This is a genomic window from Photorhabdus stackebrandtii, assembly GCF_011189495.1.
In the GTDB taxonomy this organism is placed as follows: Bacteria; Pseudomonadota; Gammaproteobacteria; order Enterobacterales; family Enterobacteriaceae; genus Photorhabdus; species Photorhabdus khanii.
Genome location: NZ_PUJV01000030.1, coordinates 1 through 26,557 on the forward strand (window position 1 = coordinate 1; position 26,557 = coordinate 26,557).

Consider the following 26,557-nt stretch of genomic DNA (forward strand, 5'->3'; position numbering starts at 1 on the left):
TTTGCCTGGCGGCGATAGCGCGGTGGTCCCACCTGACCCCATGCCGAACTCAGCAGTGAAACGCCGTAGCGCCGATGGTAGTGTGGGGTCTCCCCATGTGAGAGTAGGGAACTGCCAGGCTTTAATTGAAGTAGAAACCCTCAGCGCCTGCTGGGGGTTTTTGCGTTTCAGGGGGATGATTTATTGATTGCTTTACCGGCTTCGTCCGATATCTATTTTTGTTAAGAAAAAGACAGTTGGTTCATCAATCTGTAAATAATTCTATTAGTGATAGTAGACATAAAAAATAACTTTTTTAAGCTGGTAAGAGAATGAGTCACGATATTCTAAGTGCAGCGCGCTATGATGGAAATCTTCTCATATATTCATAAATCTACTTTATCAGGCAATAATGAGCCTGAATATCTGTTTTAGAGTAACCAGAAATTTCCACCTCTTCATGATCACAGTGATAACTCTTGATCTGAGCCTCTTTTTGTTAGCTGTTAGGCTTACTCATGTAGTAGGAATCATGTCTGCATTATGTTTCTATAATCTACTGATGTTAAATCTTTATATCGTTATGAATATAACTGTAATCATCCCTAGGCGATAATTAATTACTTATTTTTTCCATTTATGTCACAACGAAAACTGGAATAATCAGCTTTGTCATTATTATGGTTATGTAAGATACTATCATCAGTATGATTAGCTAGAATAGTATTTAAAAATACAGTTACATTAGTACTGACTGATATTTGGGGCTAAATGCTGTTTTTAATGTGGGTAAATGACTGTATCATTTTTCTTGCATTTTATGTTTTGACTGCTCTGGTATCAGTACCTGTATTGATGCTTTTCTGGGAAATAATGTGAGTAGCGACAGGTTAATCAGCAGCTTAGTGTTTTAATCTTATCTGAGGTTAACTGACAAATACTGTAGAAAACATTGTCGGTTGAATTTTACATTTTTGCTGGAATTGTAGATAAATGTTATTGTTGTATTTCACAATATATATTGACTGAAAGTTATCCTACAGAATCTGAATAGATAATAAATCGGGATCACTGTTCCACTACCAGGCTAAATTCAAAAAAAGCGTGTCCTGATAGTGTATAAATGTGTCATTGCACTATGTTTGTTATCCTAAACTTTACTAATTTTGTATTGCATTGAAATATGAAGAAAAAACGTCCTATTTTACAAGATGTGGCTGATCGTGTTGGTGTTACAAAAATGACAGTAAGTCGTTTCTTGCGTAACCCTGATCAAGTTTCTGAGCAATTGCGAAAGAAAATAGCTGATGCTTTGGATGAATTAGGTTATATCCCGAACCGAGTGCCGGATATTCTTTCTAATTCTACTAGTCATGCTATCGGTGTTTTGTTGCCTTCTTTGACTAACCAGGTTTTTGCGGAAGTTATCCGTGGTATCGAATATGTGACAGATCGTAATGGTTATCAAACCATGCTGGCTCACTATGGTTACCATTCAGAGAAGGAAGAGGAACGTTTAATTTCCCTGCTTTCCTACAATATTGATGGCTTAATTCTTTCTGAACGTACTCACACCCCACGGACTTTGAAGATGTTGGAAACGGCCGGGATCCCGGTCGTTGAGCTGATGGACTGTATTTCTCCTTGTTTCGACACGGCAGTCGGTATTGATAACTTTGAAGCAGCTCGACAGATGACAATGGCAATGATTGAACGTGGTTGTCAGCGGGTGATTTATCTTGGTGCAAGGCAGGATGAAAGGACAATTATTCGTCTGGAAGGTTATGAAGCTGCAATGAAAAGCGTAGGTTTAAAGCCAGGTAAGGTCATGACACCTGACAGCTCTTCTTACACCTTAGGGGGGCAGTTACTGAATGAAGCGCGAACAAAGTATCCAGATGTAGATGGTCTGTTTTGTACCAATGATGACCTTGCTATCGGCGCAATTTTTGAGTGCCAGCGTCAGGGGATAGCTGTACCGCATGATATTGCAGTAGCTGGCTTTCATGGTCACGATGTTGGTCAGGTGATGACACCAAAACTTGCCAGTGTGTTGACACCTCGTGACTTAATGGGACGGAAGGCAGCTGGATTATTGATGGCACGACTGAAAGGTGAACATGTACCACAGAAAATGATCGATATCGGTTTTCAGTTATCACCAGGAGAAAGTATTTAATCAGTCAACTGGATTTACGTTTTTTTGAATTTATTTGTAACAAATATCACATTTCCATTTCTTGAATATTCCGTGTTGTTGCGAAATTTACCTCTACTTCTGATAATGTTACCGATAACAGTTACCGGTAACATTTTGTGGGTGAAATATCTGCGCTAAGGAGTTTATATGGGAGATACCCAGCATTCGAATCATGTTTTTGTGCTTATGGGGGTATCCGGCAGTGGTAAATCTGCTGTTGCCAATGCTGTGGCTTATAAACTGGGCTCCGCTTTTTTGGATGGTGATTTTCTACACCCAAGATCTAACATTAATAAGATGGCTAAAGGTCATGCACTGAATGATGAAGATCGTAAGCCTTGGTTGGAATCACTAAATGATGCGGTTTTTGCTATGCAACGCACAAATCCAGTTTCCCTGATTGTTTGTTCTGCTTTAAAAAAGCATTACCGGGATATGCTGCGTGATAATAATAAGAATCTGTCATTTCTTTATATGAAAGGTGACTTTGATTTAATTGAAAATCGGTTGAAAGCACGTAAAGATCATTTCTTTAAATCTCAGATGTTGGTATCTCAATTTGAGACATTAGAAGAACCGGGTAGTGATGAAAAGGATGTTTATCTGATCGATATTAGATCGTCTCTTGATAAAGTGATTAATCACTCAATAAGAATAATTAATAGTGTCATTTCAGGGGGAAAATAATGAGTACTTTAACCTTAGTATTGACAGCCGTTGGCTCTGTTCTTTTACTGCTATTTCTGGTGATGAAAGCCAGAATACACGCTTTTGTTGCGTTAATACTGGTTTCTATGGGGGCGGGTGTTTTTTCTGGTATGCCATTGGATAAAATTACCGAAACAATGCAGGAAGGAATGGGTGGAACATTAGGCTTTCTGGCGATTGTTGTCGCACTGGGAGCGATGTTTGGTAAGGTTCTACATGAAACCGGTGCACTGGATCAGATTGCAAGTAAGTTACTGAATAGTTTTGGTGAAAATCGTGCGCATTATTCATTGGGAATCGCTGGTCTGGTTTGTGCTTTGCCACTGTTTTTTGATGTAGCGATTGTTTTATTGATTGGTGTGGCGTTTGCAGTAGCGCGTCGTACTGGCGGTAACGTAGTGAAACTGGTTATTCCTTTGTTTGCTGGTGTTGCGGCAGCCGCAGCGTTTCTGTTACCCGGCCCAGTTCCGATGTTGTTGGCTTCACAGATGAATGCTGATTTTGGCTGGATGATCTTGATTGGCATCAGTGCGGCGATCCCAGGGATGTTATTGGCTGGTCCAATCTTTGCTAGTTTTGTCAGCCAATATGTTACCTTGGATTTACCCGTTGATATAAGTGAACCAAGTCTTGGTCAAGGTAGAATGCCATCTTTTGGTTTGAGCTTGTCGTTGGTTTTGCTCCCTTTGGTTTTGGTTGGTTTAAAAGCTGTTGGTGAGAATTTTGTTGAACAAGATTCTGAATTGTATTTGTGGCTTGAATTCATCGGTCATCCATTCTCTGCGATTTTGGTTGCTTGTCTGATTGCCATTTATGGTTTGGCAATTCGTCGTGGGATGAGTAAAGAAAAAGTGATGGATATTTGTTCTTCTGCTATTCAACCGGCGGGAATTATTTTGTTGGTTACCGGGGCCGGTGGTGTATTCAAACAAGTGTTGGTGGATTCCGGGGTTGGTCCTGCGTTGGGGAATGCATTAATTGGCGCGGGCCTGCCAATTGCATTAGCGTGTTTTATCCTTGCTGGTACAGTGCGTGTTATTCAAGGGTCTGCGACCGTTGCCTGCCTGACAACCGTTGGTCTTATCCTGCCGGTTGTTGATGTATTGGGATATTCGGGAGCTCAACTTGCAGCTCTTTCAATCTGTATTGCGGGGGGATCTCTGGTATTGAGCCATGTTAATGATTCCGGTTTCTGGTTGTTTGGTAAATTTACTGGCGCGACAGAATCTCAAACACTAAAAACCTGGTCAATTATGGAAACTATTCTTGGAATAACGGGAGCGGCGGTTGGGATGGTTTTCTTTGCCGTGATGTGATTTTTTAATGGGTTGTTACAAGATGGGAAAGGTGAAGATCTTAGGAGCTGAGATTTAACGTGCTTTTTTGGGTGTTCAATTAATGCCGTTTTCTATGAAAACGGCTATATAAGCCATATAAGTTAGTTATGTAAAGATATTGATGAAACTAGAATAAGCTCTTTACTAATGGATGACGACTGCACCAGCGATCTTTATAGGGAAGAGAAGGTCTGCCAATAGAATATCGCATAGTTTTTTGATGTTGCTGGCAGAGGTCTGAAGCATTTTGAATATTTAACCACATTAAAATACTGCCAACACTGAGATTGGAATATTCAGGATCGAGTCCGCCGTCTACTGCGTCAAATGAAATCCACTGCGGACTGTCTGCTTTTATGACTAGATCATAGGCTACCGGGGCACCATTGATAGTTAATACATTCCCATACAGATGTTGTTTGAGTTCGGTATATAATTCAATTAATTTTTCTTTCTCTTCTTGATCGTGCGTTTTATATGTCCAGCGTTTTTCGTACAGTGTAGTGTAAATATCGACGAACTCTTGACAGGTAAAATCGTTAATTTGATGTATTTCCCCGCCAGAACGCTTAAATTTGTTAATTTCATTACTTCGATTTCTTTTTGTTTTATAAGAAAAATTCTCTTTAGCAAGACAAACTGTTCGTTTGTTTAACCGCCCATAACAAACGTTGATAAAATTTTCTTTATGCAGGAGCGATATGGTTTTAGATTTCCCTGGGATTATGGTTTTTAGATGTTTGGCGATAGGAAAGATAATTTCATCATAAGTGAAGAAGTGGTAGTTTTTTTGATGACTTGCTGCCAGATGATGATCTTTGCATGTAAAGTATGCACCTTCGATAACATTTTCTGTTTCTGGATTTTCTTTAACGTAAAAGATAAAACTATTCCCAGATTTTTTGTTTAAAAAATTTACAATATTGGGATGAGTAGATATGCCACCTCCATAAAGAGAGTAGGCTTGTTGGTAACGTTCAAAACTACATTTTTTCCAGCCGGAAATGAATCTTCTTATAGAGCCTCTAGGATACTTTCTTGAAAAAGTCATATTTTAAATACTCTTTTTAACGCTATGTGTTACAGATGGTATAAACTTATTTTTCATTGCATTAAATGTAGTGAAAAAGATGATTGGTTTTTAATTAAATTGATACCTTGTGAACTTGTTTATATTGTAATTCATAACTCTAAGGTTTTGTTGCACTAAATGCAATATTGGTATTTAGTACGATTCCCAATGGAGCTTCATCGTTGCTTATTGATCGAGAACATTTATTAATTGCTGATATAAAGCTTCAGCACTGCGTTCATAGCCTATGGCTGAAAGGTGAACATAATCTGGGCGTGCAAGATCTTGTTGCGCCCAGCTTCTAATTGAACATTCTCCCCCCATATATTCACGCCAATTCCAAAATAGTGTGTGCTGCTCCTGAGCGACTTCCTGCTGAATACGGATGACGTCATTCAACATTGCTGGTTGTTGTGTTGTACAATTTGCTGCTTGACTGTTTTTCAAGGAATCCCCTGGCCCGATAATAAGGATAACTGCTTGTGGTAACTGATGACGAATCTGTTTTACCTTGGCTTCCAGTTGCTGGTGATAACTTGATAAGTCTAGCGAATCATTAAATGCTTCATTGGTGCCATAAGCAAAGATCACCATATCGGGGTGCATTTGCGCTAATGTATTAATCCATTGTGGCTGCCACTTATCCATCATGCTAATAGTTGCACCATTAATACCTAAAGCGGACAACATAACACCTGGCTGTTTACGTTTGATAAACCAGCCACCCAATTTTAACTGATTATTTTGTATTGCCATAATATTAACCGGGAATGTGACCGATTCTTCAGTGGAAAATTGCCATTGGCCGTGAGTTATCGGTAATTTAAGTATTCTCTTGGTTGCAGACTGAACCAGAATTTGAGAATCCCCCGTTGCTTGGTATAACGTCTTAAGTTGATAGCGATCACGAGATGGTGAAAATAGCTCTAAAGTTAATTGACTTGTTTGGCTATCGGGTTCTGCAATTGCACCACCGAGAGGAAAATCAGGCTGATTATCTTTGCGACTGGTCGTTAGTTCCCATTGTCGTTTATTGCTCGTCATGCTGATTATCGCGTTACGTTGGCCGGGCACATTTATTGGGCTGATAAAGCCAATACCGGCATCACCAAAACGTTGTTGTAATAGAGACCGGAGTTTGCCGGTAAAAAAGTCTGCGGCAGTGTGGGAGTCACCTATCTGAACAAAATGCAGTTGATTATGGCGGCTGTTGTGAAGTTTATCTGCCAGTAAGGTGAGATTGTCTTCACCAAAGTCTGTTAACTGCTGGTTTGCGTTTACAGGCTGTTGCGTTGGCAACGGCTCTGGTCTTTGCTTATGGCATGATATCAAACTTAAAGAGAGTATGATGACCAGACCAAGGCCGGTGGAGTGATATCGCCGGCGGCATTGTTTAAATCTTTCCATTTTGTTTGGCTGGTTCCTGAATAAATTCAATTAATGAGAATATATTGTCCGAGATAGTTTGCTGGCCTTTCAAACTAAAATGTATACCATCACCGCTTCTGAGTTTAATTTTGTTACTATTATCGCCAATATAATCAGAATAATCATCCGTATGGTATTTAAAAATGTCATTAACAGAAACGTAGATTTCCCCGGCTTTCGCCACTTCTGATTGATACAATGATCTTAGATATTCCATATTAGCAGAGAGTTTTTTCTGTCGCATATTGGGAGGGCCAATCCAGATAACATTAGCACCGTGGTTATGTGTTTCGGTAAGGATCATATCGATACGTTGGCGATAGAGGTTTTCCCAATCAGGACTCGCGAATTTCAGGTAGGTGCTTCCATGTCTTGGTGGCATATCCCAGGGGTCATTTGGGCCCAGGAAAATAACAACCAGCTTGATATCGTGATTAGCTTCCAGTGCCTTATTGATAGTTTCCGGCCAGTTAAAAAAACTGGGGTAAGCAAGCCCGGTACTTTGTTTGCTGAGATTAATACTTGAAATACCGTAATTCTGATAGAGCCGGCGTTTCAGATGAGGGGCAATGCCTTGCATCATTGAGTCTCCGGCAAAAAGTACTTTATCCTTGGCTGTCAGCATCACATTGGTTTTGGCAATAACTATACTGGAATGAATATTATTGCCTGAATTGTGGAGTATTGATGAGTCGACAGAATTAGCGTGAGGGGATTTTTGTAATAATTCAGGGAAAGTTGCCGGAAGAGTTGCAATAGGAGAGGTATAACCACCCAGGAGCCTCAGCCCGATCTGAAAACCCGCGGGAAGTGTGATATTCGTTTCCAGGGGAGTTTGCTGATGATTGTCACTGTTATTGCTGGTGGTATGTAAGATGAATGTTTCTCCCGCAGCAAATAGGCCTTGTTCCAGATTATCACCTAAATCCCAGAGTGGATTACCTTGTAAGGCTGCCCACAGGCTTTGCTGGTGGTATTTCTGTTGCCAGAATCTATCCAGTGAACGGTGATTTAGCCAGATTAACAGTAGACTGGTTAATACCACGATAAAAATGACTTGCCCGGCAGTTTTCAAATTGGATTTGAATTCAGAAATTAGCATAGATGAATCCTGGCATTCCTTGTGGTGAAAGCATAAATACTAAAGTCAGAATAATCGCTAATGGTATTGGGTAGTATATCCATGAAATCTGAGAATGAATTTTCCCAACGGCTATTTTTAGATTAATCAGCCACGGATAAATAATAAAGAGTCCCCAGAACATCAGCAACAGCCAACCGCTGGCTATTATCGAGTGAAATAAATCTGGTAATATCAATTGATTTAATAATATCAGGGCATCATCCAGAGTAGGGCAACGGAAGAAAACCCATGCCAGACAGACAAAGTGGAAGGTGATCACTCTGGATAAAAATGAGGTTACTGGATTTTGGGGAGTATTTCCGTTTTTTTTGTTTTTTAAAGAAAATAACTGGTGTTTGATATTGAGGATGATTAATCCTAACCCATGAATAGCTCCCCAGATAATGAAGTTAATTCCGGCGCCATGCCATAAACCGGAGATGACCATAGCGGCAAACAAATTAAGATTTTTACGTACAAATCCCTTCTTATTACCGCCAAAAGAAATATAGACATAATCACGGATAAATTTAGATAAACTGATATGCCAACGGCGCCAGAAGGCTTGTAAGTTTTCTGCCAGATAAGGGGCATTAAAGTTTTCAGGTACCTTGAATCCGAGGAGTAGCGCTAATCCGGTAACAAGATTGGTATAGCCAGAAAAATTAAAATAGATATGCCAGGCATAGGCGTAAATACCAACCAGGATTTGCCCTGCATTGTAGCTGGTAGGATCATCAAAAACTGGGTTTACATAATTTTCGGATAGATAAGAGCTGAACAGGAATAGTTTGGTTATTGCCAATGCAATCAGCAATATTGCTCTTGATGGTTCAATGATCACTCTTGATGAAATTTGGATTTGGGGTAAGAAATCTTTAGCCCGGTTTATTGGTCCGGCAACAATACTGGGAAAAAAGCAGAGGTATAAAATGACATCAGGGAATGATGCCTGGGGGATTTCTTTTCTTTTAACAGAAATGACATAGCTGACGGAATGAAATGCATAGAAAGATAAACCTAAAGGCAGGAGTAATGTCAGTATGGGTAAATCTATGAATAAACCAAATTGGGCAAACGCTTGTTGCAGGCTTTCCTGAAAGAAAGAGTAATATTTGAATGCAGTGAAACATCCCAGAATACCTATCATCAGAATGGTAAATGTGATGCGGTTGGGTAGAAATTTGTCAGCTATGTTTGTCAAAAGATAGATAAATAGCGTATAGCCAAATAAGATACCGGCGAAAAGTGGATTAAAAGAGAAGACAAACAGATAACTTGCGATTATTAACAAGTAGTTTTGTGCTTTTGCACTTTTTTGTAGCATCCAATACAAGAAAAAGAGGGCAACAAAGGACCCTAGAAACTCAAAAGAAAAGAAATTCATATTAAACTCTGGCTAATCATTTTGTCGCAATACAAGGGTAACAATGAACAATATTATAATATGTGACTGCTCCCCGCCCTGTCGGGCAAGGCTTCCCACTTCACAGGCTGTTGCTCGTGCTTGACGAATCTGACACAAGCCTCAGTGGGCAGAAACGACGAGTCCCGCCGCTTTTAATTCGTCTATGCCCTGTTGATATCTCGGTCGTGTTCAATACCACACATTGCCAGAAATGCTCTTTTAAGGGCATTTCTGGCATCTTGTCACCGCAGCAATGACACGTTTTCGAACTGGCATACCATTGATCAAGCCTGATGATATGCACGTCTTTCCACTCCGCTTTGTATTCTAACTTCAAGACAAAACTCTGTCATGAGACATCTACGATATGTTTTGCTAATCTACGGTTTTTTAACATATTTGATGATTTCAACGTCTCGACTATCACTGCTTGGTTTTCGTCAACGAGTTGTCTTGAGAGTTTATGCCGAAAATCATGTCGGGCATTCGCATAATGTTCGTGGCATTTCGCCACCCTCAGCTGCGCTTTCCCCCGCTTACCCCTCTGCCTTTTTGATTGCGAGAAAGCGCACCGCAGGTTCTTCTGATGTCCAATGTTAGGCGAAGCCAGATTGTGCTCTTAAAGTCCTCCGGACTTTTCGCCTTATATCACCGTCAGCATTGGACAAGGGTTTACGGTGGTTTTTGCTAAATATTCTATACAATGAGAAAGACACTCCGGTGAACGTAAAAAATCATCCGCTTCATACCGTTGTTATGAGGCGGATGATATTGGCTGTTAGGGCTATATATGCGGGTTCATACTTATTTAGCACCTTAGTGATGGTCGTTTTTAGCGAACTCTTGTGCTTGGGTAATAAGTCCTTTATTGCTGTTAAACACTTTATGCAGGTAGCTGTTGTAAGTAGAACCTAATTGTGAGTATCCTTCAAGATTATCAATCAGTTTGCTAGTATTCAGCGATTCCTGGCTGTTTCTCTGTTTAGCGCGTGAAACACGTAATGATTCATAAGCGTTGTGGGTATTCATATTTCTCATATAGGCTTCGACAGAATCATTGATAGTCGGGTAGGACGAATAACCTTTTATCTTACCTTGGGTCTTCTTACAGCTGTTACCACAACGCATACCAAACAAGTTGTTATTTTGTTGTGCAAGTTTAGACGTTCCCCAGCCAGATTCTGTTGCAGCCTGAGTCGCGACAAAATGGGTTGGGATGATGTCAACACGGCTCAGTAGCTTGTTCCAGTTAACTTTTTTAGGCGAGCTGCTACAGCTCACATTATAGTTTTTGCAAATACGTTGCAGGAACCTGATATCCTGATTGGACCAATGTTTGGCTTTCTGGTGTTCCAGTAGCCATTTCCGTTCCTGCATAATTCGTTGATTGTGTTTATCAATTACAGGGACAACAACATTTAAAAACGCTTTCTTACGTGGGATGCCCGAAGGGTATTTTCGCAAATCCGGCAAATTGCTTTGTGTGCCATTGTGAGAATACTCCATGCTTTTAGCGGTGCTGGTTGATGCGTGACTAAAAGCGGAAAACAATAGTGAAATAAAGAAAGCGAAGATGGCAGTTGTCCTCGTCGTTTGAGAGGGCATTGCTTTTCCTCGTTTGCTCTGAATAAAAAACAGGCTAAATGCTAGCAAAATAAATCCAGCATAGCCAGAGTTATTAGTAATTCATAAATATATTTTCTGTAATGAAAGTTGTTATTTTGCTAATTTATTCTGTGATTTTTTATTAATTTATAGATGGTTATCTGTCTTTTTTGTATAAAACGTTGCTTTCTTGGACTGGGCTATTCATCAGGTACAATAATGATTGTTTTGTTCATTTCATGCCTGAGAGGTTTTTTCTAAAAGAAAAATGATCTGTAAACCAGCTGGTAGAGTATCCAAAATTATTGAGCTCAGTTCGACCCCATTTATTTATAGTACTGCCAATCGTAAAAACACCGCAGCGAGTAATAAACTAATTGATATTAATATTGCTGCTATAAGAATAAGTATCATTTTCATAAAAAGGTAACCTGTTACCGATATGGCTTTTCCTCTGTGAGTTAAAATTGAGCTGTATCTGTCAGACTTGAGTTGATTTTATAATATACTCATTATCATTGGTGTGGTGCAGGATATTCGATATGGTTCTAAATGTTAAGTTAAAATAAGTAACAATGTGTTACAATTGTCTATTTTGGATAGATGTTATAATAATACAATAATACAGCTATAGATAAGAATAAGCGTTTTTTAATGATCTGTTTGTTTGGAATATAAATGTTGACTTCTTTATTTTTATGTCAATAGTGTTTTTTTGAATGTAATTCATATTTTACTTTTGATTGGATAAGTTATGTTTGTTATATTTTTCATTGGACATAAATATATTTTTGTCTAATAATTGGTTCTTTATCTCTTTGCGTTTTGTTTATATGTTATTGATTTTTAATTTTTTATTTTATTTATCAACACATTGGGTTGAATATTTATTTTGTGTTTTTTATTGTTGTTTGTATTGTTGTGTGTCTGATTGTTATCTGTTTTATATATTTAAACGTTATAGTTTTATTTATATTTTAAATAAAATAAAAAAATATATTTTTTGTGTTATTGTTTTTTACGTTATTGATAAGTGATAATATTTTTTCCTGCTTTTAATATAATTGTATCATTTTATTAGGAAATTAAGCGAGTACACGTGATTATTTAATATTAGAATTATCATTGCCTTACATGAATTGCGAGTAATTTGTAAATGTAAATGGATTTTTTTGCAGAAACACTTTGTTACACATTGTTACTTATTGAAACATAAATTTTTGGTTAGGCTGAGAGAAGTAGAAGATATTTCCCTTGCCTCCTGGTTAATTGTATTCAAAGTTCAGAACAGAAGTTGCTTTCAATTCCCCTGCTATGATGTTTTGGGGATCATAAACGTAGTAGTAAGCATTAAAATCGATTGTAAAGTGTTTATCGATAACGTTGCCGGCATTTTTGCTGAATAGCTCTGTTGCTCCGCGAGAGGAGGACTGCGAAGCGCTGAAAATTATGGGTGTTGAATTACCTTGTTGAGAGACTCGGATACCAACGCCTTTAGCGGCACCTGCTTTGCTATCAATTAACGTTCGGTTGTCGTTTGGTAGTAAATTATTACTGCTTAGGTAGGCTTTAACTGAACGTGAAGTTTTACCGTTTTTGAGATAATCGCATGCAAAGTTGAGTGTAAAAGGGGTTTCTCCTCTATTTGTTCCGTTAAGCAGTGTAGCGCGGTTAACTTTTGGCAGATTCACTGTTAATCCCGCATTTGAGAAGTTACAAGTTGTCTCTTTGCGATCAAAAATCATGGTGATTGGTTGGTAATAGATATCCTCAGAATGGGTTGGCCACACCCAGGTGAGAATAAAGGTCAGGAAATCTGTAGCAAAACGAACAATGGCGTCAAGGATCCCTAGATTAGTGGTGTCCATCGTAATAACAGCTGTTTTTAATGTTGCATTATTGCCGGAAAAGACGTGAATATTATTACCGCCGGGTCTGCCATTCAGTAGCTTAACATTAAGCGTAAATTGTGCCTGTAATTTGCTGGCTGGATATGTTGTATTGCTGTTCCCCAGACTAATAGTGCCGCTGGGAGAAAGATCTGTGATAGCCACTTCTACATAATCTTTACCACCATTGAATCCCAAAACAACTTTGTTTCTGGTAAAAGGAGAGCCATTAGCAACAGAGTTTTGTTTCCATAATGCGTTTTTGGTACATGTAAAATAGCCGGAATACCGGGTGCTCAGTAGCCAAGTTTCATTACTGTTCAGATAGAGATTATCTGTCATATTAATTGTGATTGCTGGTGCGGTTATTGCATAATTGGGTTTACAGTCCGCATAAGCGATACTGTTGCTGCCCAGATTGATTAAAGCCGCCAGATACAATAGCTTAAGTTTCATTATTTTCTCCCTTAACGGCAAATATTGGCGGTTGAGTCCATTTCAGGCTGTGGATTGTTTATTATGCAGCTCTTTTCGCCTGACTGACTGATACGGATATAAATTTGCTGTGGTAATTTCTCTACTCGCAGGAAAACCAGACTACCCTGACCGACATATCCTAGGCTGCTACCTTTTGAATTGACAATTTCAGTACCAAAAGGTAGAGGTTTACCATTGGCCTGAGTGGCGTAGAAAATAAAAATTTTTCGCTGGTCTGTTTTAAATCCGAGATGGGTAATGGCACCGGAATAGGGAGCAACGTCTCTGATGTTACCGATAAGTTCAGCCGCCCCTTCCGGCACTTCACTGGTATCTAGCATAATGGCGTTTTTACGGTAAGGAGAAAGATAAGGTATCAGCAACTTACCGCTGTTATTTGTTACCATACTTTTATCACCATTCACAGATGCGTTAACTGCGCCTGGTGCGTCAATGATTGCGAAGGTTTCCCCAACTTGATTAGCTGCCAGAATTCCACCCCGATAAGCGACTAAACTACCTGTTGTACCCAGCCCCATCTGGCGATAATCCTTGGATTGGCTATAAGAACTATTCAGTGTGGAAACGGATGTTTTATAGGTCAGATTTGCACTGGTTGTTGTCGATCCACTTTTCTGATCTGAAATGTTAAAGTGGTAATTCAGGCGGTTATTCTGGCCTGCGCTGCCACTCAATCCCAAATCGCTGTTGTTGTAATGCTTATCATTGATTGAGATATTACTCGTCAGGTAGGCTGGGGAGTCAAACAGCTCAAAAGGAACCGACAGTGTCAGATAATAGCGCTGCTCCTCTTTATTTTCTGTTTCATTGATATTGTATCGGACACGGCTTGCTGTCAGAGTATAATTGATTTTACCCAGACTGTTGGAATATCCCATTTGATACTCTCTGTTTTTGTTCTTTGTTCCCCAATAATCACGGAATGTTCCTGAAAGAAAAAGTGAACCCGCACCGTTGCCAAGACTCTGGTTTAAATTGATATTGAAGGTGTTTTTCTGGTGAGAATAGTATTGTCGGTTATATCCGTTGCTTATCCAGTCATGTAGATTAATGGCATCGATCAGGTTCAGGTAGTTTTTAGTTGAATAGCGATAAGCTGCCAGAGAGAAATTCGTTCCTGTTTGTGGAATATAGCGGCTATAAGACACTTTGTAGCTCTGGCCTTTCATTGTTGGGCTATTATCAAACTTGGCACTGGATCGTGAAATATCAAGTGAGATAGCGCCAATCGGTAGGTTGAAACCACTGCCTAACAGTAATGAGTAATAATCTTTACTGATGATGGTGCCTGTGTAACCCGTCAGGACATTATTAAAGCCATATTGATAGCTGGCTTGGAAAAAGTTTGGTTTATAACGACTATTGGCAATTTGTGTTTTACCTGCACTGATATCGTATTTGCCAAGACCTTCTTTCATCATATTAGGAATAGATGAAAAGGGAACGGTAAAGCTGTTGGTATTCCCTGTCGCTTCTGTGACTTCGACAAATAAATCTCCACCTGAACCTGTTGGTAAAATAGTATCAATGGCAAAGGGGCCCGGTGGTACGTTACCCTGATAAATAACAACATTATTCTGAGAGATTTTTACCAGAGCATTAGTTTGTGCAACTCCCCGGACGATAGGGGAAAACCCTTGCCAGGCATCGGGGTACATGCGCATATCTGTTTTCAGGTTGATACCCCGGAAACGGAAAGAATCGAATAGATCACTTGATGTATAGCTATCACCAATGCGAAGTTCTGCGTTAATTGATGAAATGCCCCGTTGCAGATAACGGGTATTATTACTCCATTTATTGCCACTTGAGCGTGTATAGTAATAAGAGGATTGATCACGTAATTGCCAGCCAAACAGGTTCAAACCGCTATTAAGTGACACGTAAGCGTTATCCTCATTTTCATAGTTACTATTTTGTTTATTCCTGTTTTGAGTATGGTAATAGTTGGCATTATAGGAAAGCATAGCGCCTGGAATTCCTCTGTCCCAGAAGGCAGGATCGATATAGCCTTTCAGTTCATTTTTAATATAAGCCTGAGGAACGACCAGATGCAGGCTGAGTTTAGGAACATCAAGATTAGCGGTTCCTTCATGTATTACTTTAGTAAGAAGAGTTTCACCTTTGGATGAGTTTGATTCTACTAATTGATTTGTATCAATTTTTATCCCTAGTCTTGGCAGATCTTCATTTAATAAGTAGATGTCTTTGCCATCGTTCTGGATATTAATATCAAATCGCCCTTTCCAGTCATTATTCAGGTATATATCAAGACTATAGTGGCCGGTGGGTAATTCAGAAGCAGAGGAAAATCGGGATAAATCTGCTTTTGCAGATTCGCCGGCCAGAAAATCAGTATTAAATGTTGCAGCATAACATAAGCAATCTGTATACAGGATAGTAGTTATTATCAGAGTTAACGGACTAACTTTTTCTCGTATCATGTTCTATGCTATGCCAATAATATCACTGTTGAAGTGGTAAAGTTAATTTATTTATAGCACCAAAATCATCAATAATAGCTAGAGTTAATTTGTCTCCCGCTTTTATTTTTTGATTGGTACTGAATGAATGAGAAGAGAACGGTTTTATAATTGTTCCCTCGTTTAATAAGTTAGGTTGCTCATTGGAAGATTTAAGACCGACGATATTCAAGATATAGGGTGATGAGTTCTCCAATTTTAGTTGGTCGCCATCGCGTTTTAATGCAATATGCTGTTCGATCTGCTTAGGTGAAATAGAGAGCTTTTCGGGCCGGTAGAAAAATTTGATCCGGGTACGAATAGCAATTTGCATGACGTTTTTATCGTCAATGTTTTCTGCAACAGGTGGAATATCCAGAACATTTAAATAAAACAGCGATTCACGATCAGTAGGTAGGTTGCTATTAGTGTACTTTATTCTCAATTGCTGGCCGTTATTGCCATCAACTTTGACTACGGGGGGGATGAGCAGAAAGGGAACTTTAGCTGTTTCAGGTGTTGAATTAGGATCGCCATCATCTATCCAGGATTGTACCAAAGAGGGTTGATCGCCTGTATTTAATAATTGAACAGATACCTCTTTATTATCGGCTGGATAAATAACCCGTGTTGTATTAATAACGATGTTGGCATGTGCAGATAAAGCTGTCAACGAGAATAATGTAGCTAGAAATAATTTCTTCATAACGTTATTTTTGTCAAAGTAAATAAGCCTATTTGGGCAAATAGGCTTTATTTGTTGTAGTAAATGATTATAGGTAAGCAACGTGATAAGTCACCATTGTTATTACTTTACCTGGTTCCGCATCAGCAGTGCCTACTTTATAATATTTCGCATAGAAATCGACAACTTCAGGTGCTGGGGTAGAACCCTTGATTCCCGTATCCAAAGCTTTATTCAGCATGATCGGGGTATTCTCTTCTGTATATTTAACAATAGCGATACCTACGTTTTTAGGTTTACCATTTGCATTGAGCTCTTGGTTCATCAGGTAATTACCATCGTTGGCAATGGAGTGTGCTGATGAGAAGTGGATTTTCAACATGGAGGTTGCTGGGTCGAAACCAACTGCTTTAGATTGGCAGTTAGAAAATTCCAGTGAAAACGCTTTCTTACCAAAATCAATCAAGCCTTCCTTTTGTCCGGCTTGGGTGATTGAGATAGGTTCCAATACTATCGTCAGATTAGCTGCGGCGCCACCGTTAATAGTACAAGTGGTGTCAGTAACTGCACCTGAGAAATGTAATGTACCGCCGGCAGAATTATCAGCCGCAACAGCAGAGCCTGTAAAAATAAGAGCGGCGGCAGTGGATAATGCTAGTTTATTCATTTTTCCTCTCCAAGAGTAGGGATATCTTTAATTGATCTTATCAGGGGGTGAAGATAGGGGCCCTGAATCCCCTAATACATTAAAAAAATTTAAAAGTGATTCCTGTATCTATCTGTAGAATGAGTCTGATTTTATGAGTTTAAATTATAAATCAATATATTATATAGTTGAAAATAATTCATCAGCTTAAGCTAGTTTGAATAAATATAATTGTTTCTAACGTAAGTTCTTATTTTATCTATTTAGATGAAGCTGATATTTTTCGTACATATTTATAACTTAGAAATATACATTATAGACAGGTTGAACTTATTTAAGAAGGTGTTTGCATGATTTAAGCTAAATTAAGAGTAAATCTCTGGTTTCATCATAAAAATAATGAAAATACTCTATTTATGATGCAATAAAAGATTTAATATCTAATTTTTTGTTTTTTTTGAATTTTATTTCTGTTGATGTTTGTTTTGTTGGCTAATGTTTTTGTGATTCTTTTATTTATTTTTTAAATGTTGTTTAATATTAATTATTTTATATCAGCTGGTTATTGGTTTTTCATCTTTGTAAATATTTTAATACGTTTTTTTATCCTGTGAAATAATCTCTGGGTGATGTGGGTTTTTCTTTGTTGATTGTGATTGGCATAGTTTGGTTTTATTATAGATGATGTTAAGTTTATATTGTGTTGTGACATTGTGGGAATGATAAATAATAATTGATGATGATTTTATGGAATTATTATTTGAGCAATAGTAATTTAAGGTTTTTTTCATATATTTGGGTTAATAATATCATCTTTATTTTCTCATGAGTCATCCTCCGAGAAACCTCGTCCTTCGGGACGGGGAAGAAAGGCGGCGGTTTTCAGCAAACTGAGCGCATGAAATATTAAAGTTATCGGGTTGGCAGTGTTGGCCTACGGTATGGAAAGAAGGTAAGCCCTAGCCCGCATCACTGCGGGTTAGGTACGTCTCTGTGAAGAAGTGCAGCCAATGGAAATAGATGAGTCAATGACTCTCTTGCTGCTCTTTCGCTTTCTCTGCTAATTGTGGGAAATCAAGAACAGTCCAGTAGTGTTCTGGTATAGGAAGCTCTTTCATTTGATGGCTGGGCCACAATTGTAATTCGGCCAATTCAGATAATGTGTAGCCAGAATATTGTTGTGGCAAAGTAAGCCTGAGTGGATGCTGCTGCTCTGTCGGCACCATATTAGGTGTACGATCGCTGTGAGTATGATAATCACGTTGAAGAACCAGGCGTTTATCAGGCACACGACGTTTACTGTCCCACCAGATACCATCGATTTGTTCAAACATTTTTCGGGTTTCATCAGAGGATAGGGCTTCCAGTTCATGCAGTGCAGACGGCAGAATAGCCTGCATTGATAAGCGATATTGCTTCATGGAAGGCACTTGTCCTGCCAGTATCAATGAAAGGGAAAGACGCGCTCCCAGCAAATTAGAGTAGAGATCTTCAGGAGAAAACGCGGAGACTTTTTCAGAAAACCCCGGTACAGCTTGATAACCATACCATTGGGCAATTTCATGCCATGCGGCAAGTTCAAAAGCCAGTTTTACCGCCAGATAGGCACTTAGGGTATAACGTTGTTCTATCGCTGCTGGTGGTGTGAATTGATAAAACTGGATGCGGCGTGATGCTAATTCGTTGCCTAATTCTATTTGCCACTCTTCCCCAAGACGAGGCCAAATTTGACTGAACAGAAAAACTGCATTATCAGCCGTATCTCGCACATGGGAAATATCAATGAATCCACCTCTACGAGTATATATTATCCCTACTTTTTCATTACTGATTCCTGTTAATGAAGCGACGGTGCCAAAAAAGCTATTGTTATAATGATGTTCGCCAAGATCATCGGCATCCAGCACATTAGCTATTTGATAAAAAGGGACTGGAATAGCCAATAATTGTGTTTTCAAATCATAACCAAAAGCACAGCAGGCTCTTAATCCTTCGGGAGAGCGGATTGGGTCAAGAGCAGGCCATGCACGGGTTGCTTCGGCGGTTGTTTCACTATTTAGATCAGGTTGTACTGCTACAATTGGTGAAAAAGTTCCCTGACATCCTGCAACTAAAGTTAGAACGGCAATCCATAAACGCAATTTCAAAAAGCTTCTCCCACCTGAAAATAAAATCCGTTGCTTTTTTTACCGATACCAAAGTCCAGTCTTACATTCATTTTAGGTTTGAATTCAAAGCGATATCCTGCCCCAATGGTGGGAAGCCAGTTTCCTGAGCCAATATCTTCGGCGTAATGGCTCATAGTGCCGGCTCCCGCCCACAAGACAAATCCGTGTCGCCAGTCCAGTTTGTGTCGATATTCCAGTTGGGTGCTGATAACATTTTTGTCCCGGTACCTGCCTTCATAATATCCGCGCATCCGGTTACTGCTACCCAGCATCGACAGCATATTCCACGGCACCTGACCATCAGTAAAACGGCCATGACTATCGAATGCCAGTACCGATTTTTCATTTAATTGGTAATAGGCGCTGTATTGCATATCAATGGTGTTAAACCGGCGGTCACTGCCTAATGTCGGGGAAAAATGGGTGTAAGTAAGATCAAGAACTTGTCCCCGATGAGCGTTAGGCAGAAAATCCCGTGTATCATAACTGAAATAGGCACTGATACCTGAACTTAATATGGATTGTCCGTCCTTTTCTGCGGCGAATAGTTTTTTCGCGCCATTATCAGGATCTTTGGCGTATAGTGATGAAAAATGCCAGCCAGCACCCAGATAGGTGGAATCAGCAACCTGATAGAGAACTCTGGGTTGCAGGCGCAATTCCTGTGATCGGTATTTTTCTTTATTATCATCTACCTTACCTGCGTCATATCCGCTTCCCCAGTAATAGGTGGGAACGTTATTTAGTGTGCCGGAAAGGAAAAAGCGCCATTGATCATCAGCAAAAAAACTGTAGTTATCAAATGTGAACCCAAAAGCACCTGTTGAAGAGGCAAATCCATTCAGGGAAAGGGAAGAGATTTGGCTGGTATGGTCGTGATCATCTGGCCGGTAAAGCCCAACTACGGCAACACCGATGCCAGCGCCTAATTCAGGGGTATAAAAAGGACCGGGCAAAATGCCCCAGTCAATGGTTTTACTGTTGTCATAGGTATTACTGCCACCTAATTTTTCCAGCCAGCCGTCGATTTTTTCCCTGCTAAGTGGTAATTGACCATATGAGAAATCAGAAATAAAAAAGCTGGCTAAAGCCAGCCCATATAAAGTACTGCGGATTTTCATTAAAAACGGAACTCACCTGAAATATAGAAGCTATTACGTTTGTTGAAGCCAACTTCAGTCAGTAAATTGAAATTGCGCGTGACTTCCAGCCTTGCCCCAACGGTATTATTCCAGCGGGAAGCAACATGCTGTTTTACTTTGAATTTCATACTATCGTAATCATCGAATGCACTTACCAATTTGTCAAACATGGGGGGTAAATTCAGATTACTAATATTGCCTTCAAATTCCTGAGTAATTCTCTGGTACATACCGCCGGTCCATACCTGCAATTTGGTATTTCCCTGTCCGGGGATGATTGGCTGGAATGTAAACTCATAACCAATACGCGGTGTGACAACCAAAGCACTGATTTTACCATCAAGGATATCTAAATTAGTGTAGGTATAGTTGGTATCAAGGGTACCAAAGAATTGATCGTAACCCCCGGCCAGAGTAAAACCGGCACCATAGGTTTTACCTTTAAAATCCAGTGCGAAGGGAATATCTTTCATTTCAGGCACAGTAGTACCCATAAAGCTGATTCCCTCGATGTTGGTCTTCGATGTGCCCTTTGTCCAACCATAAACGCCATAAACATTCAGAAAAGGCAGAACCCAAGTATCCAGCTTGAGCATATGCGATTCATTCTTTTCTCTGGTTTTGCCTGTTTGAATACCCAGTGAATCTTCAAATCCAGGGGTGTTCGGTATAATAATTTTAATCTCGTCTACGACGATATTCTGTCGCATATTCATATAACCGTAACTAGCGCCAAAAGGCTCCGGTAAGTCATAGCCTCTGGCCCTGGCCTCATCACCCCAAAGAGGAAGTACACGTGATTCCTGCTTATTTGGTTTTCTGGATAAACTACCATCAGCAGTTGTTTGACTTCCGCCAGACTGGCTGACAGAAAGAGAAAGAATCGGATGGTCATCTGCATAGCTATAGGGGATTGCCAGACATGATGAAATAATGGCTAACTTACTAATATCAAAAAGTTTCATAATAGAAAACTCGGTTTGCGAGTAGAGAAATTAAGGTTGTTGATGTTCCATCATAATTTTCAGAGTACAGAAGCACCGGCAAACTATCACAAGTTTTATGGATAATAAATATCATAAGGTGCTGAAAATTATAATTTTACTGTACGTTTAATGAGCTGTCTTGTTTTTTCCAGGTAAAGATAAAAGGATTGTGGTTATTATGCCACCGATTAATCCCCAAAATGCAGCGCCTACGCCAAGTAGAGTTACGCCGGAAGCGGTGATTAAGAATGTAATTACCGCAGCGTCCCGCTGTTTTTCATTCTGCAATGCTTGGAGCAGGCTGCCAGAAATTGTTCCAAGTAAAGCCAATCCGGCGATGGTATGAATAAGGGCCGTGGGCAGTGCGCTGAATAACATGCTGATTGAGCCACCAAACAGACCCGCGATCAGGTAAAACACACCCGCAGCGGCAGCGGCCATATAATGGCGATTAGGGTCGGTGTGGATTTCCGGACTCATACAAATAGCGGCTGTAATGGCGGCAATACAGACGGAAAAGCCACCAAAAGGTGACAAGATCAGTGCGATTAATGCCGTCCAGCTTATCAGTGATGAAACCGAGACTTGATATCCTGCGGCTTTCAGTGTCGCGATGCCTGGCGCATTCTGAGAGGCCATCGTGACAATGAAAAATGGGACGCCTACACTCAATAATGAAGAGAGTTTGAAAACAGGTGCAATAAATTCAGGGATAGCAAAGGCGACAGCTGATTGTTGTTCAAAATGAATATCTCCCTGCAAAAAGGCGATAATTAGCCCTGATAACAGCGTTAAGACAATGGCATAGCGTGATAAATATCTGCGTGTCAGCAGATAAGTCAGACACATTCCGGCAGTCAGTACAAAATTGACTGAAAACGAGGAAAAGGCATCAAGGCCAAAACGTAACAGAATTCCAGCCAGCATTGCTGCGGAAAGTGCTTGTGGAATATAGTTCATCAATCGTGCGAACAGGCCGGTAATACCACATAACAAGATCAGGGCAGAGGCAAAGATAAATATACCAATGGCTTCATTGATTGATGTTCCTTGCATGGTTGTCACCAGCAGCGCTGCGCCTGGTGTTGACCATGCAGTAAGGACTGGCGTTCGGTAATAAAGCGATAGCCCCAGAGAACTGATACCCATCCCAAGCCCCAGCATACTCAGCCAGCCACCGATCTGCATGGTTGTAGCTCCAGCGGCTTCCGCAGCTTGAAAGATAATTGCCGCTGAACTGGTATACCCAACTAAAACAGCGACAAATCCGGCGATGATTGCTGGAAAAGAGAGGTCACGCAGGGAAATTGCATGGCGCATCGTGGTCTCCATTTAAATTATTTTGGTTAAAAGAATCTTAATTTGTCTATAATTTAGTTAGCTATTAGCGTAGAACAAATTTATCTATAGTGAACTTGTTGGTACAAACTTTGATTACGACGATATAGCCTGCCAGAATTTCAAGTAATTTAATACCATCGTAAAGACAAGTAAGCCATCGGATGAATTCCTTGTTGAAAGATTTGAAGCTAAAATAACTATTTTTATAATTAATTCTTATACTTATTATGGAGCCTGCCCAATGGAAAACTTTGTTCGTCCTGTTTTAACGTTACCGGATAGTGCGGAACGATTATTATTGCACTCTTGTTGTGCTCCTTGCTCCGGTGAGGTGATGGAAGCGTTGCATGCCTCTGGCATTGATTACACTGTCTTTTTCTATAACCCTAATATCCATCCAAAACGGGAATATTTGATCCGCAAAGAAGAGAATATCCGCTTTGCTGAACAGCACAATGTGCCATTTGTGGATGCAGATTATGACAGCGACAATTGGTTTGAACGCGCTAAAGGCATGGAATGGGAGCCGGAAAGAGGTGTTCGTTGCACGATGTGTTTTGATATGCGTTTTGAGCGCACGGCTTTGTATGCTTATGAAAACAATTTCAGCATGATCTCAAGCTCTTTGGGTATTTCCCGCTGGAAAAACATGCAGCAGATAAATGATTGTGGAAAACGAGCAGCAAGTCAGTATCCGGGGGTTAAATATTGGGATTACAACTGGCGTAAGCAAGGTGGTTCAGCTCGGATGATTGAAATCAGTAAACGGGAAAGATTTTATCAGCAGGAATATTGCGGTTGTATCTATTCATTGCGTGACAGTAATAAGCATCGTAAGTCTCAGGGGCGGGATATTATCAGGATTGGTGTTAAATATTATGGTGATGACGATACAGAAGGTGCTTGTTAAGTTATTCACTTTAAATATGTTGAGGGGGGATTTGCCCCCCTGAATTTACGGCTATTACACTATCAAACCTGTGTTATAACCATTTATCGACACCACCATGATGGGAACAAGTTCCTCTGCGATGTTGGCTGTAACTGCAAGAACCATCTCTACAGCGCGCGATTGCCTCAGATGAGGTGGAATAACTCAGTGAGTCTTTGCTCCTTTTGCCTTTTTTGTCGTCGCCTTATGATGCGAATGTTGTTTAGGTGTGGCTTTGCCTGGTTTCTTTTCTGGCTGGCCTGTTTTGGTTTTCTCCACATGGGAAGACGTAACCTTGGTATCCGAAGATTGGGTGGCCGGTGCGGCTAATACTGCGCCTGAGAATAACAGTGATAATACAGTTATAGATAAACCTAAACGTGTCATGGTGATTTTCCTGTGTTTTAACTTTGTTGTTTCATTTTCTGGGATATGTCTTGAACGACTAACAAACTACTTGATATTCCAGATTTGTTTTAATGCACAGTGAGTATACGTTTGTGATCATTAATTCAGCAAATTTAAGATAATGCCTTTTTATAGTTTTTTATAATTTGTTGAAGAATTGTTGAAGTTTTCTTGCATGATTTTCCTGATAACAGGGATCGTTTATTTAATGGTAATGTTTTTATCTAATTGATTAATAATGAATTTTATGGTGGTGCGGCATGGTTTATTGATCATTACCCAATCTATTTCTTGGCTGTTTTTCGTCAGTGTTTAAGTTTGTCTTCCAGGTATCTTGTGCCAGTGAATTGTAGAAAATAATAAATAGCCATGTTTTAGGAAGGGAAAAAGCATTGTCATACTTATAGAGCAAAATACATGACTCTTATTACGTGTATACTATGGGAGATATATGTAATGTTCTTATTGAAATTTAGAAATGATGTATATAATGAAAGTAGCGTTCAATTGTAGAAATAAATGTTTATCGCTAAAGCATTATGCTTGTAATAATCAATTAACATAAATATAAGTTGATGGGATTATTCTGTAATAATATTGATTTTTTATTTAGATAGAGAGGGATATTATTCCGGATAATTTATATATCCTTTGTGGACAACGGTGAAAACTACACTATTATGAAATTGATGCATTGAAATAATTAATGCGGATATAGCCGTTCAGTAACTACATCACAGTCGATAATAACACGCTGAATATATTAACGCTCTATTAGGGAAAAACTTATGCCATTCATGATGAAAAGGCAATGAAGTGTCATGATAACTCATTGGCTATAGTCAGAAAAATAATGTTAACCAAGTGGAGATAGATGTATGTCTAAATACAAATTAAACCGATGTATATTAGCAAGTGCTGTATTATTATCTTTCATGTCAGGAAATGTTATTGCAGCCAATCCTAAAATATCTGCATATTATCTGAGTGGACCTGCTGCACAGGTTGATACTCAAGAGTATTATGCCAGTCTTGATAATTTTAAAAAATTAAGTGGAGATATTGCTGAAAACAAGAGTAACTTTAATACGCTGGTATTGTCTTTTGTCCAGCCTGGTTTTGTTAATTATGAGAAAAATAGCCTGAAATGTTCAGGGTTATTTGGCTATACCTGTACCTCTGACCAAGTCATTAGCACAAGAGAAGCTGAAAATGCCAGGTCTGATTTTGTGACATTAAAAGGTATTATTGCTGATTTAAAATCTCATGGAGTGAGTACTTATATTGCTGTAGGCGGATGGAACTTTAGTTGTTATCCAAAAATTTATGATATAACCGCCAATAAAAAAGACGCTTGTGGTAATGAACCGGGTGCGGTCTATGATATTTTTCCCAATCCAATGACTAAAATTCCTCGTTTTGATAGCAGTATTACGGGTAAGGCGGCAGATGGCGCATATAGAAATATTGTTAATTTGGCTGCCGACTTAGATGTAGCAGGGATTGATGTGGATTATGAAGAGTTTTGGCACGCTGATATTAATGCAAAAAGCTGGAAATTAACGCCTGATTCAATCAAGGTTCCCTCTAATAACAGTGAAACTCTTATTACATCAACGTTAATAGCAAAGGGATTAGGTGGTTATGTTTATGATGCGTCAATGAATATTGTCCCTGGCGCAGAAAGAATTCCCCGCGCGATGCCTGCAACCGTGGATAAATTCGCCGCTATTTTAAAGTCTTTTTACACTTCAATTAATGCAGTTAAACCATCGCTTCAGTTAAGTACCGCTGGTCCTGCAACTGGGGGTATCCCGAATATGTCCGCTAATTGGGGAACCAACGCGAGGAACAGTGGTATTTATGGTGGTGCCTGGTGGGGAGGAAATCTCTATGGTTTGATTTATAATACCGCACTGAGTTACCCCAAAATTATCAACCGACTCAGCTATATTGGTGTCATGACTTATGATTTGAGTGAAAAAGACTGTGGATTTATCGGGGGAGGTGAAACTTATATTCCTTGTGACCTTCCGGGACAAGTTAAGTATTATTATGGTCAATATATTAACTGGCTTAAATCAGGCAATGAAGTTGTGACTTTTCATGTCAAACTGAAAGGAGCGCGTAATTACGCTCAGGCATCAATTCAACCGCAAAAATTATTGGTTTTGCCGCCTATTACGGTGGGGTTTGAAGTTGGTAAACCTGCAACCGGCAATTTACCGCTCACGAAAGCCAAGCTCAACAGCATATTGGATGGTACGATCAAATACGGTAAAACTGGCCTTATTATGTGGGATCTGTTTAAGAAGGAGCGTTATGACGGAAATAACTGGAAAGATGAGTGGGCAACACCTAATGATGTTTTGTCTACTGCCTGTAAAAAAATAGGGCTGACAGGAGAGCATTATAATTGTGATAGCTCTGTCCCGACACCTGAGCCTGTCCCGGCTTTTACTGAGAGAAAAAATCAGGATTGATGTTTCATTTTTAATTTTTCGGGTATGCAGGTTTCCTTTAAAGGAGACCTGCATGATT

General features: G+C 39.5%; 20 protein-coding genes, 1 rRNA gene and 1 pseudogene. 6 read left to right on the top strand and 16 right to left on the bottom strand.

The genetic code is table 11. From position 1 onward, the window contains the following. The first annotated feature begins 4 nt into the window (after positions 1-4). From rrf to gntU, 4 genes are all read left to right on the top strand, one after another. Positions 5-120: ribosomal RNA gene (rrf, locus tag C5470_RS18320) — 5S ribosomal RNA — on the top strand. Between the two features lie 1,042 nt (positions 121-1,162). Continuing rightward, on the top strand, positions 1,163-2,158 hold the full coding sequence (gene gntR, locus C5470_RS18325) for a gluconate operon transcriptional repressor GntR (protein ID WP_166291104.1): 996 nt from the start codon (positions 1,163-1,165) through the stop codon (positions 2,156-2,158). Between the two features lie 168 nt (positions 2,159-2,326). Continuing rightward, the gene (gene gntK / locus C5470_RS18330) at positions 2,327-2,866 is read left to right on the top strand and encodes a gluconokinase (RefSeq protein ID WP_166291105.1); all 540 of its coding nucleotides are present in this window, start codon (positions 2,327-2,329) and stop codon (positions 2,864-2,866) included. After that, the gene (gntU, locus tag C5470_RS18335; RefSeq protein WP_166291107.1) at positions 2,866-4,203 is read left to right on the top strand and encodes a gluconate transporter; all 1,338 of its coding nucleotides are present in this window, start codon (positions 2,866-2,868) and stop codon (positions 4,201-4,203) included. The genes gntK and gntU overlap by 1 nt, the downstream gene beginning before the upstream one ends. A gap of 148 nt (positions 4,204-4,351) precedes the next feature. On the opposite strand, the gene C5470_RS18340 is transcribed toward gntU, so the two are convergent. From C5470_RS18340 to C5470_RS18410, 14 genes and pseudogenes are all read right to left on the bottom strand, one after another. Continuing rightward, positions 4,352-5,275, bottom strand: coding sequence for a GNAT family N-acetyltransferase (locus C5470_RS18340; RefSeq protein WP_166291109.1), 924 nt, complete (start codon positions 5,273-5,275; stop codon positions 4,352-4,354). Between the two features lie 207 nt (positions 5,276-5,482). Beyond that, on the bottom strand, positions 5,483-6,703 hold the full coding sequence (locus C5470_RS18345; RefSeq protein WP_166291110.1) for an SGNH/GDSL hydrolase family protein: 1,221 nt from the start codon (positions 6,701-6,703) through the stop codon (positions 5,483-5,485). Continuing rightward, positions 6,690-7,826, bottom strand: coding sequence for an SGNH/GDSL hydrolase family protein (locus C5470_RS18350; RefSeq protein WP_166291112.1), 1,137 nt, complete (start codon positions 7,824-7,826; stop codon positions 6,690-6,692). The genes C5470_RS18345 and C5470_RS18350 overlap by 14 nt, the downstream gene beginning before the upstream one ends. After that, positions 7,813-9,234, bottom strand: a complete 1,422-nt coding sequence (locus C5470_RS18355; protein WP_166291114.1) for an MBOAT family O-acyltransferase — start codon at positions 9,232-9,234, stop codon at positions 7,813-7,815. The genes C5470_RS18350 and C5470_RS18355 overlap by 14 nt, the downstream gene beginning before the upstream one ends. A gap of 141 nt (positions 9,235-9,375) precedes the next feature. Beyond that, positions 9,376-9,871: pseudogene (locus C5470_RS22965) on the bottom strand (RNA-guided endonuclease TnpB family protein); the annotation flags it as partial. 200 nt (positions 9,872-10,071) lie between these two features. Then, positions 10,072-10,860, bottom strand: a complete 789-nt coding sequence (locus C5470_RS18370; protein ID WP_166291116.1) for a protein bax — start codon at positions 10,858-10,860, stop codon at positions 10,072-10,074. Positions 10,861-12,125: 1,265 nt separating this feature from the next. After that, positions 12,126-13,205, bottom strand: coding sequence for a fimbrial protein (locus tag C5470_RS18375; RefSeq protein WP_166291118.1), 1,080 nt, complete (start codon positions 13,203-13,205; stop codon positions 12,126-12,128). Between the two features lie 11 nt (positions 13,206-13,216). Next, a complete protein-coding gene (locus C5470_RS18380; RefSeq protein ID WP_166291120.1) occupies positions 13,217-15,691 on the bottom strand; it encodes a fimbria/pilus outer membrane usher protein in 2,475 nt (824 codons plus the stop codon). Between the two features lie 22 nt (positions 15,692-15,713). Next, complete coding sequence (locus C5470_RS18385) at positions 15,714-16,496, bottom strand: fimbrial biogenesis chaperone (RefSeq protein ID WP_479724699.1); 783 nt, start codon at positions 16,494-16,496, stop codon at positions 15,714-15,716. Beyond that, the gene (locus tag C5470_RS18390; protein ID WP_166291124.1) at positions 16,483-17,061 is read right to left on the bottom strand and encodes a fimbrial protein; all 579 of its coding nucleotides are present in this window, start codon (positions 17,059-17,061) and stop codon (positions 16,483-16,485) included. The genes C5470_RS18385 and C5470_RS18390 overlap by 14 nt, the downstream gene beginning before the upstream one ends. 1,004 nt (positions 17,062-18,065) lie before the next feature. Then, positions 18,066-19,187: a DUF4056 domain-containing protein gene (locus tag C5470_RS18395; RefSeq protein WP_166291125.1), complete on the bottom strand. Its 1,122-nt coding sequence runs from the start codon at positions 19,185-19,187 to the stop codon at positions 18,066-18,068. After that, positions 19,184-20,329: a BamA/TamA family outer membrane protein gene (locus C5470_RS18400; protein WP_166291127.1), complete on the bottom strand. Its 1,146-nt coding sequence runs from the start codon at positions 20,327-20,329 to the stop codon at positions 19,184-19,186. The genes C5470_RS18395 and C5470_RS18400 overlap by 4 nt, the downstream gene beginning before the upstream one ends. Beyond that, a complete protein-coding gene (locus C5470_RS18405; protein WP_166291129.1) occupies positions 20,329-21,315 on the bottom strand; it encodes a hypothetical protein in 987 nt (328 codons plus the stop codon). Before C5470_RS18405 ends, C5470_RS18400 begins: the two co-directional genes overlap by 1 nt. A 147-nt stretch (positions 21,316-21,462) precedes the next feature. Continuing rightward, a complete protein-coding gene (locus tag C5470_RS18410; protein ID WP_166291131.1) occupies positions 21,463-22,656 on the bottom strand; it encodes a benzoate/H(+) symporter BenE family transporter in 1,194 nt (397 codons plus the stop codon). 262 nt (positions 22,657-22,918) lie between these two features. On the opposite strand from C5470_RS18410, the gene C5470_RS18415 reads away from it, so the two are divergent. Then, positions 22,919-23,587, top strand: a complete 669-nt coding sequence (locus C5470_RS18415) for an epoxyqueuosine reductase QueH (RefSeq protein WP_036844679.1) — start codon at positions 22,919-22,921, stop codon at positions 23,585-23,587. A 73-nt stretch (positions 23,588-23,660) separates the two neighbouring features. Here C5470_RS18415 and C5470_RS18420 read toward each other — a convergent pair whose 3' ends face one another. Continuing rightward, a complete protein-coding gene (locus C5470_RS18420; RefSeq protein ID WP_166291150.1) occupies positions 23,661-23,777 on the bottom strand; it encodes a DUF3761 domain-containing protein in 117 nt (38 codons plus the stop codon). Then, positions 23,774-23,995 carry a hypothetical protein gene (locus C5470_RS18425; protein ID WP_166291133.1) on the bottom strand — a complete coding sequence of 74 codons (222 nt, stop codon included), beginning with the start codon at positions 23,993-23,995 and terminating at the stop codon, positions 23,774-23,776. The genes C5470_RS18420 and C5470_RS18425 overlap by 4 nt, the downstream gene beginning before the upstream one ends. An 899-nt stretch (positions 23,996-24,894) precedes the next feature. Between C5470_RS18425 and C5470_RS18430 the strand changes: the two genes are divergently transcribed. Then, complete coding sequence (locus C5470_RS18430) at positions 24,895-26,499, top strand: toxin (protein WP_166291135.1); 1,605 nt, start codon at positions 24,895-24,897, stop codon at positions 26,497-26,499. The last annotated feature ends 58 nt before the right edge of the window (positions 26,500-26,557 follow it).

Excerpts from the sequence above, each read along its gene's own strand:
- gntU (WP_166291107.1), top strand. The coding sequence starts at position 2,866 with ATGAGTACTTTAACCTTAGTATTGACAGCCGTTGGCTCTGTTCTTTTA.
- C5470_RS18380 (WP_166291120.1), bottom strand. The coding sequence starts at position 15,691 with ATGATACGAGAAAAAGTTAGTCCGTTAACTCTGATAATAACTACTATC.
- C5470_RS18390 (WP_166291124.1), bottom strand. The coding sequence starts at position 17,061 with ATGAATAAACTAGCATTATCCACTGCCGCCGCTCTTATTTTTACAGGC.
- C5470_RS18425 (WP_166291133.1), bottom strand. The coding sequence starts at position 23,995 with ATGACACGTTTAGGTTTATCTATAACTGTATTATCACTGTTATTCTCA.
- C5470_RS18410 (WP_166291131.1), bottom strand. The coding sequence starts at position 22,656 with ATGCGCCATGCAATTTCCCTGCGTGACCTCTCTTTTCCAGCAATCATC.
- C5470_RS18415 (WP_036844679.1), top strand. The coding sequence starts at position 22,919 with ATGGAAAACTTTGTTCGTCCTGTTTTAACGTTACCGGATAGTGCGGAA.
- C5470_RS18370 (WP_166291116.1), bottom strand. The coding sequence starts at position 10,860 with ATGCCCTCTCAAACGACGAGGACAACTGCCATCTTCGCTTTCTTTATT.
- C5470_RS18430 (WP_166291135.1), top strand. The coding sequence starts at position 24,895 with ATGTCTAAATACAAATTAAACCGATGTATATTAGCAAGTGCTGTATTA.
- gntK (WP_166291105.1), top strand. The coding sequence starts at position 2,327 with ATGGGAGATACCCAGCATTCGAATCATGTTTTTGTGCTTATGGGGGTA.
- C5470_RS18405 (WP_166291129.1), bottom strand. The coding sequence starts at position 21,315 with ATGAAACTTTTTGATATTAGTAAGTTAGCCATTATTTCATCATGTCTG.
- gntR (WP_166291104.1), top strand. The coding sequence starts at position 1,163 with ATGAAGAAAAAACGTCCTATTTTACAAGATGTGGCTGATCGTGTTGGT.
- C5470_RS18345 (WP_166291110.1), bottom strand. The coding sequence starts at position 6,703 with ATGGAAAGATTTAAACAATGCCGCCGGCGATATCACTCCACCGGCCTT.
- C5470_RS18350 (WP_166291112.1), bottom strand. The coding sequence starts at position 7,826 with ATGCTAATTTCTGAATTCAAATCCAATTTGAAAACTGCCGGGCAAGTC.
- C5470_RS18400 (WP_166291127.1), bottom strand. The coding sequence starts at position 20,329 with ATGAAAATCCGCAGTACTTTATATGGGCTGGCTTTAGCCAGCTTTTTT.
- C5470_RS18340 (WP_166291109.1), bottom strand. The coding sequence starts at position 5,275 with ATGACTTTTTCAAGAAAGTATCCTAGAGGCTCTATAAGAAGATTCATT.
- C5470_RS18375 (WP_166291118.1), bottom strand. The coding sequence starts at position 13,205 with ATGAAACTTAAGCTATTGTATCTGGCGGCTTTAATCAATCTGGGCAGC.
- C5470_RS18355 (WP_166291114.1), bottom strand. The coding sequence starts at position 9,234 with ATGAATTTCTTTTCTTTTGAGTTTCTAGGGTCCTTTGTTGCCCTCTTT.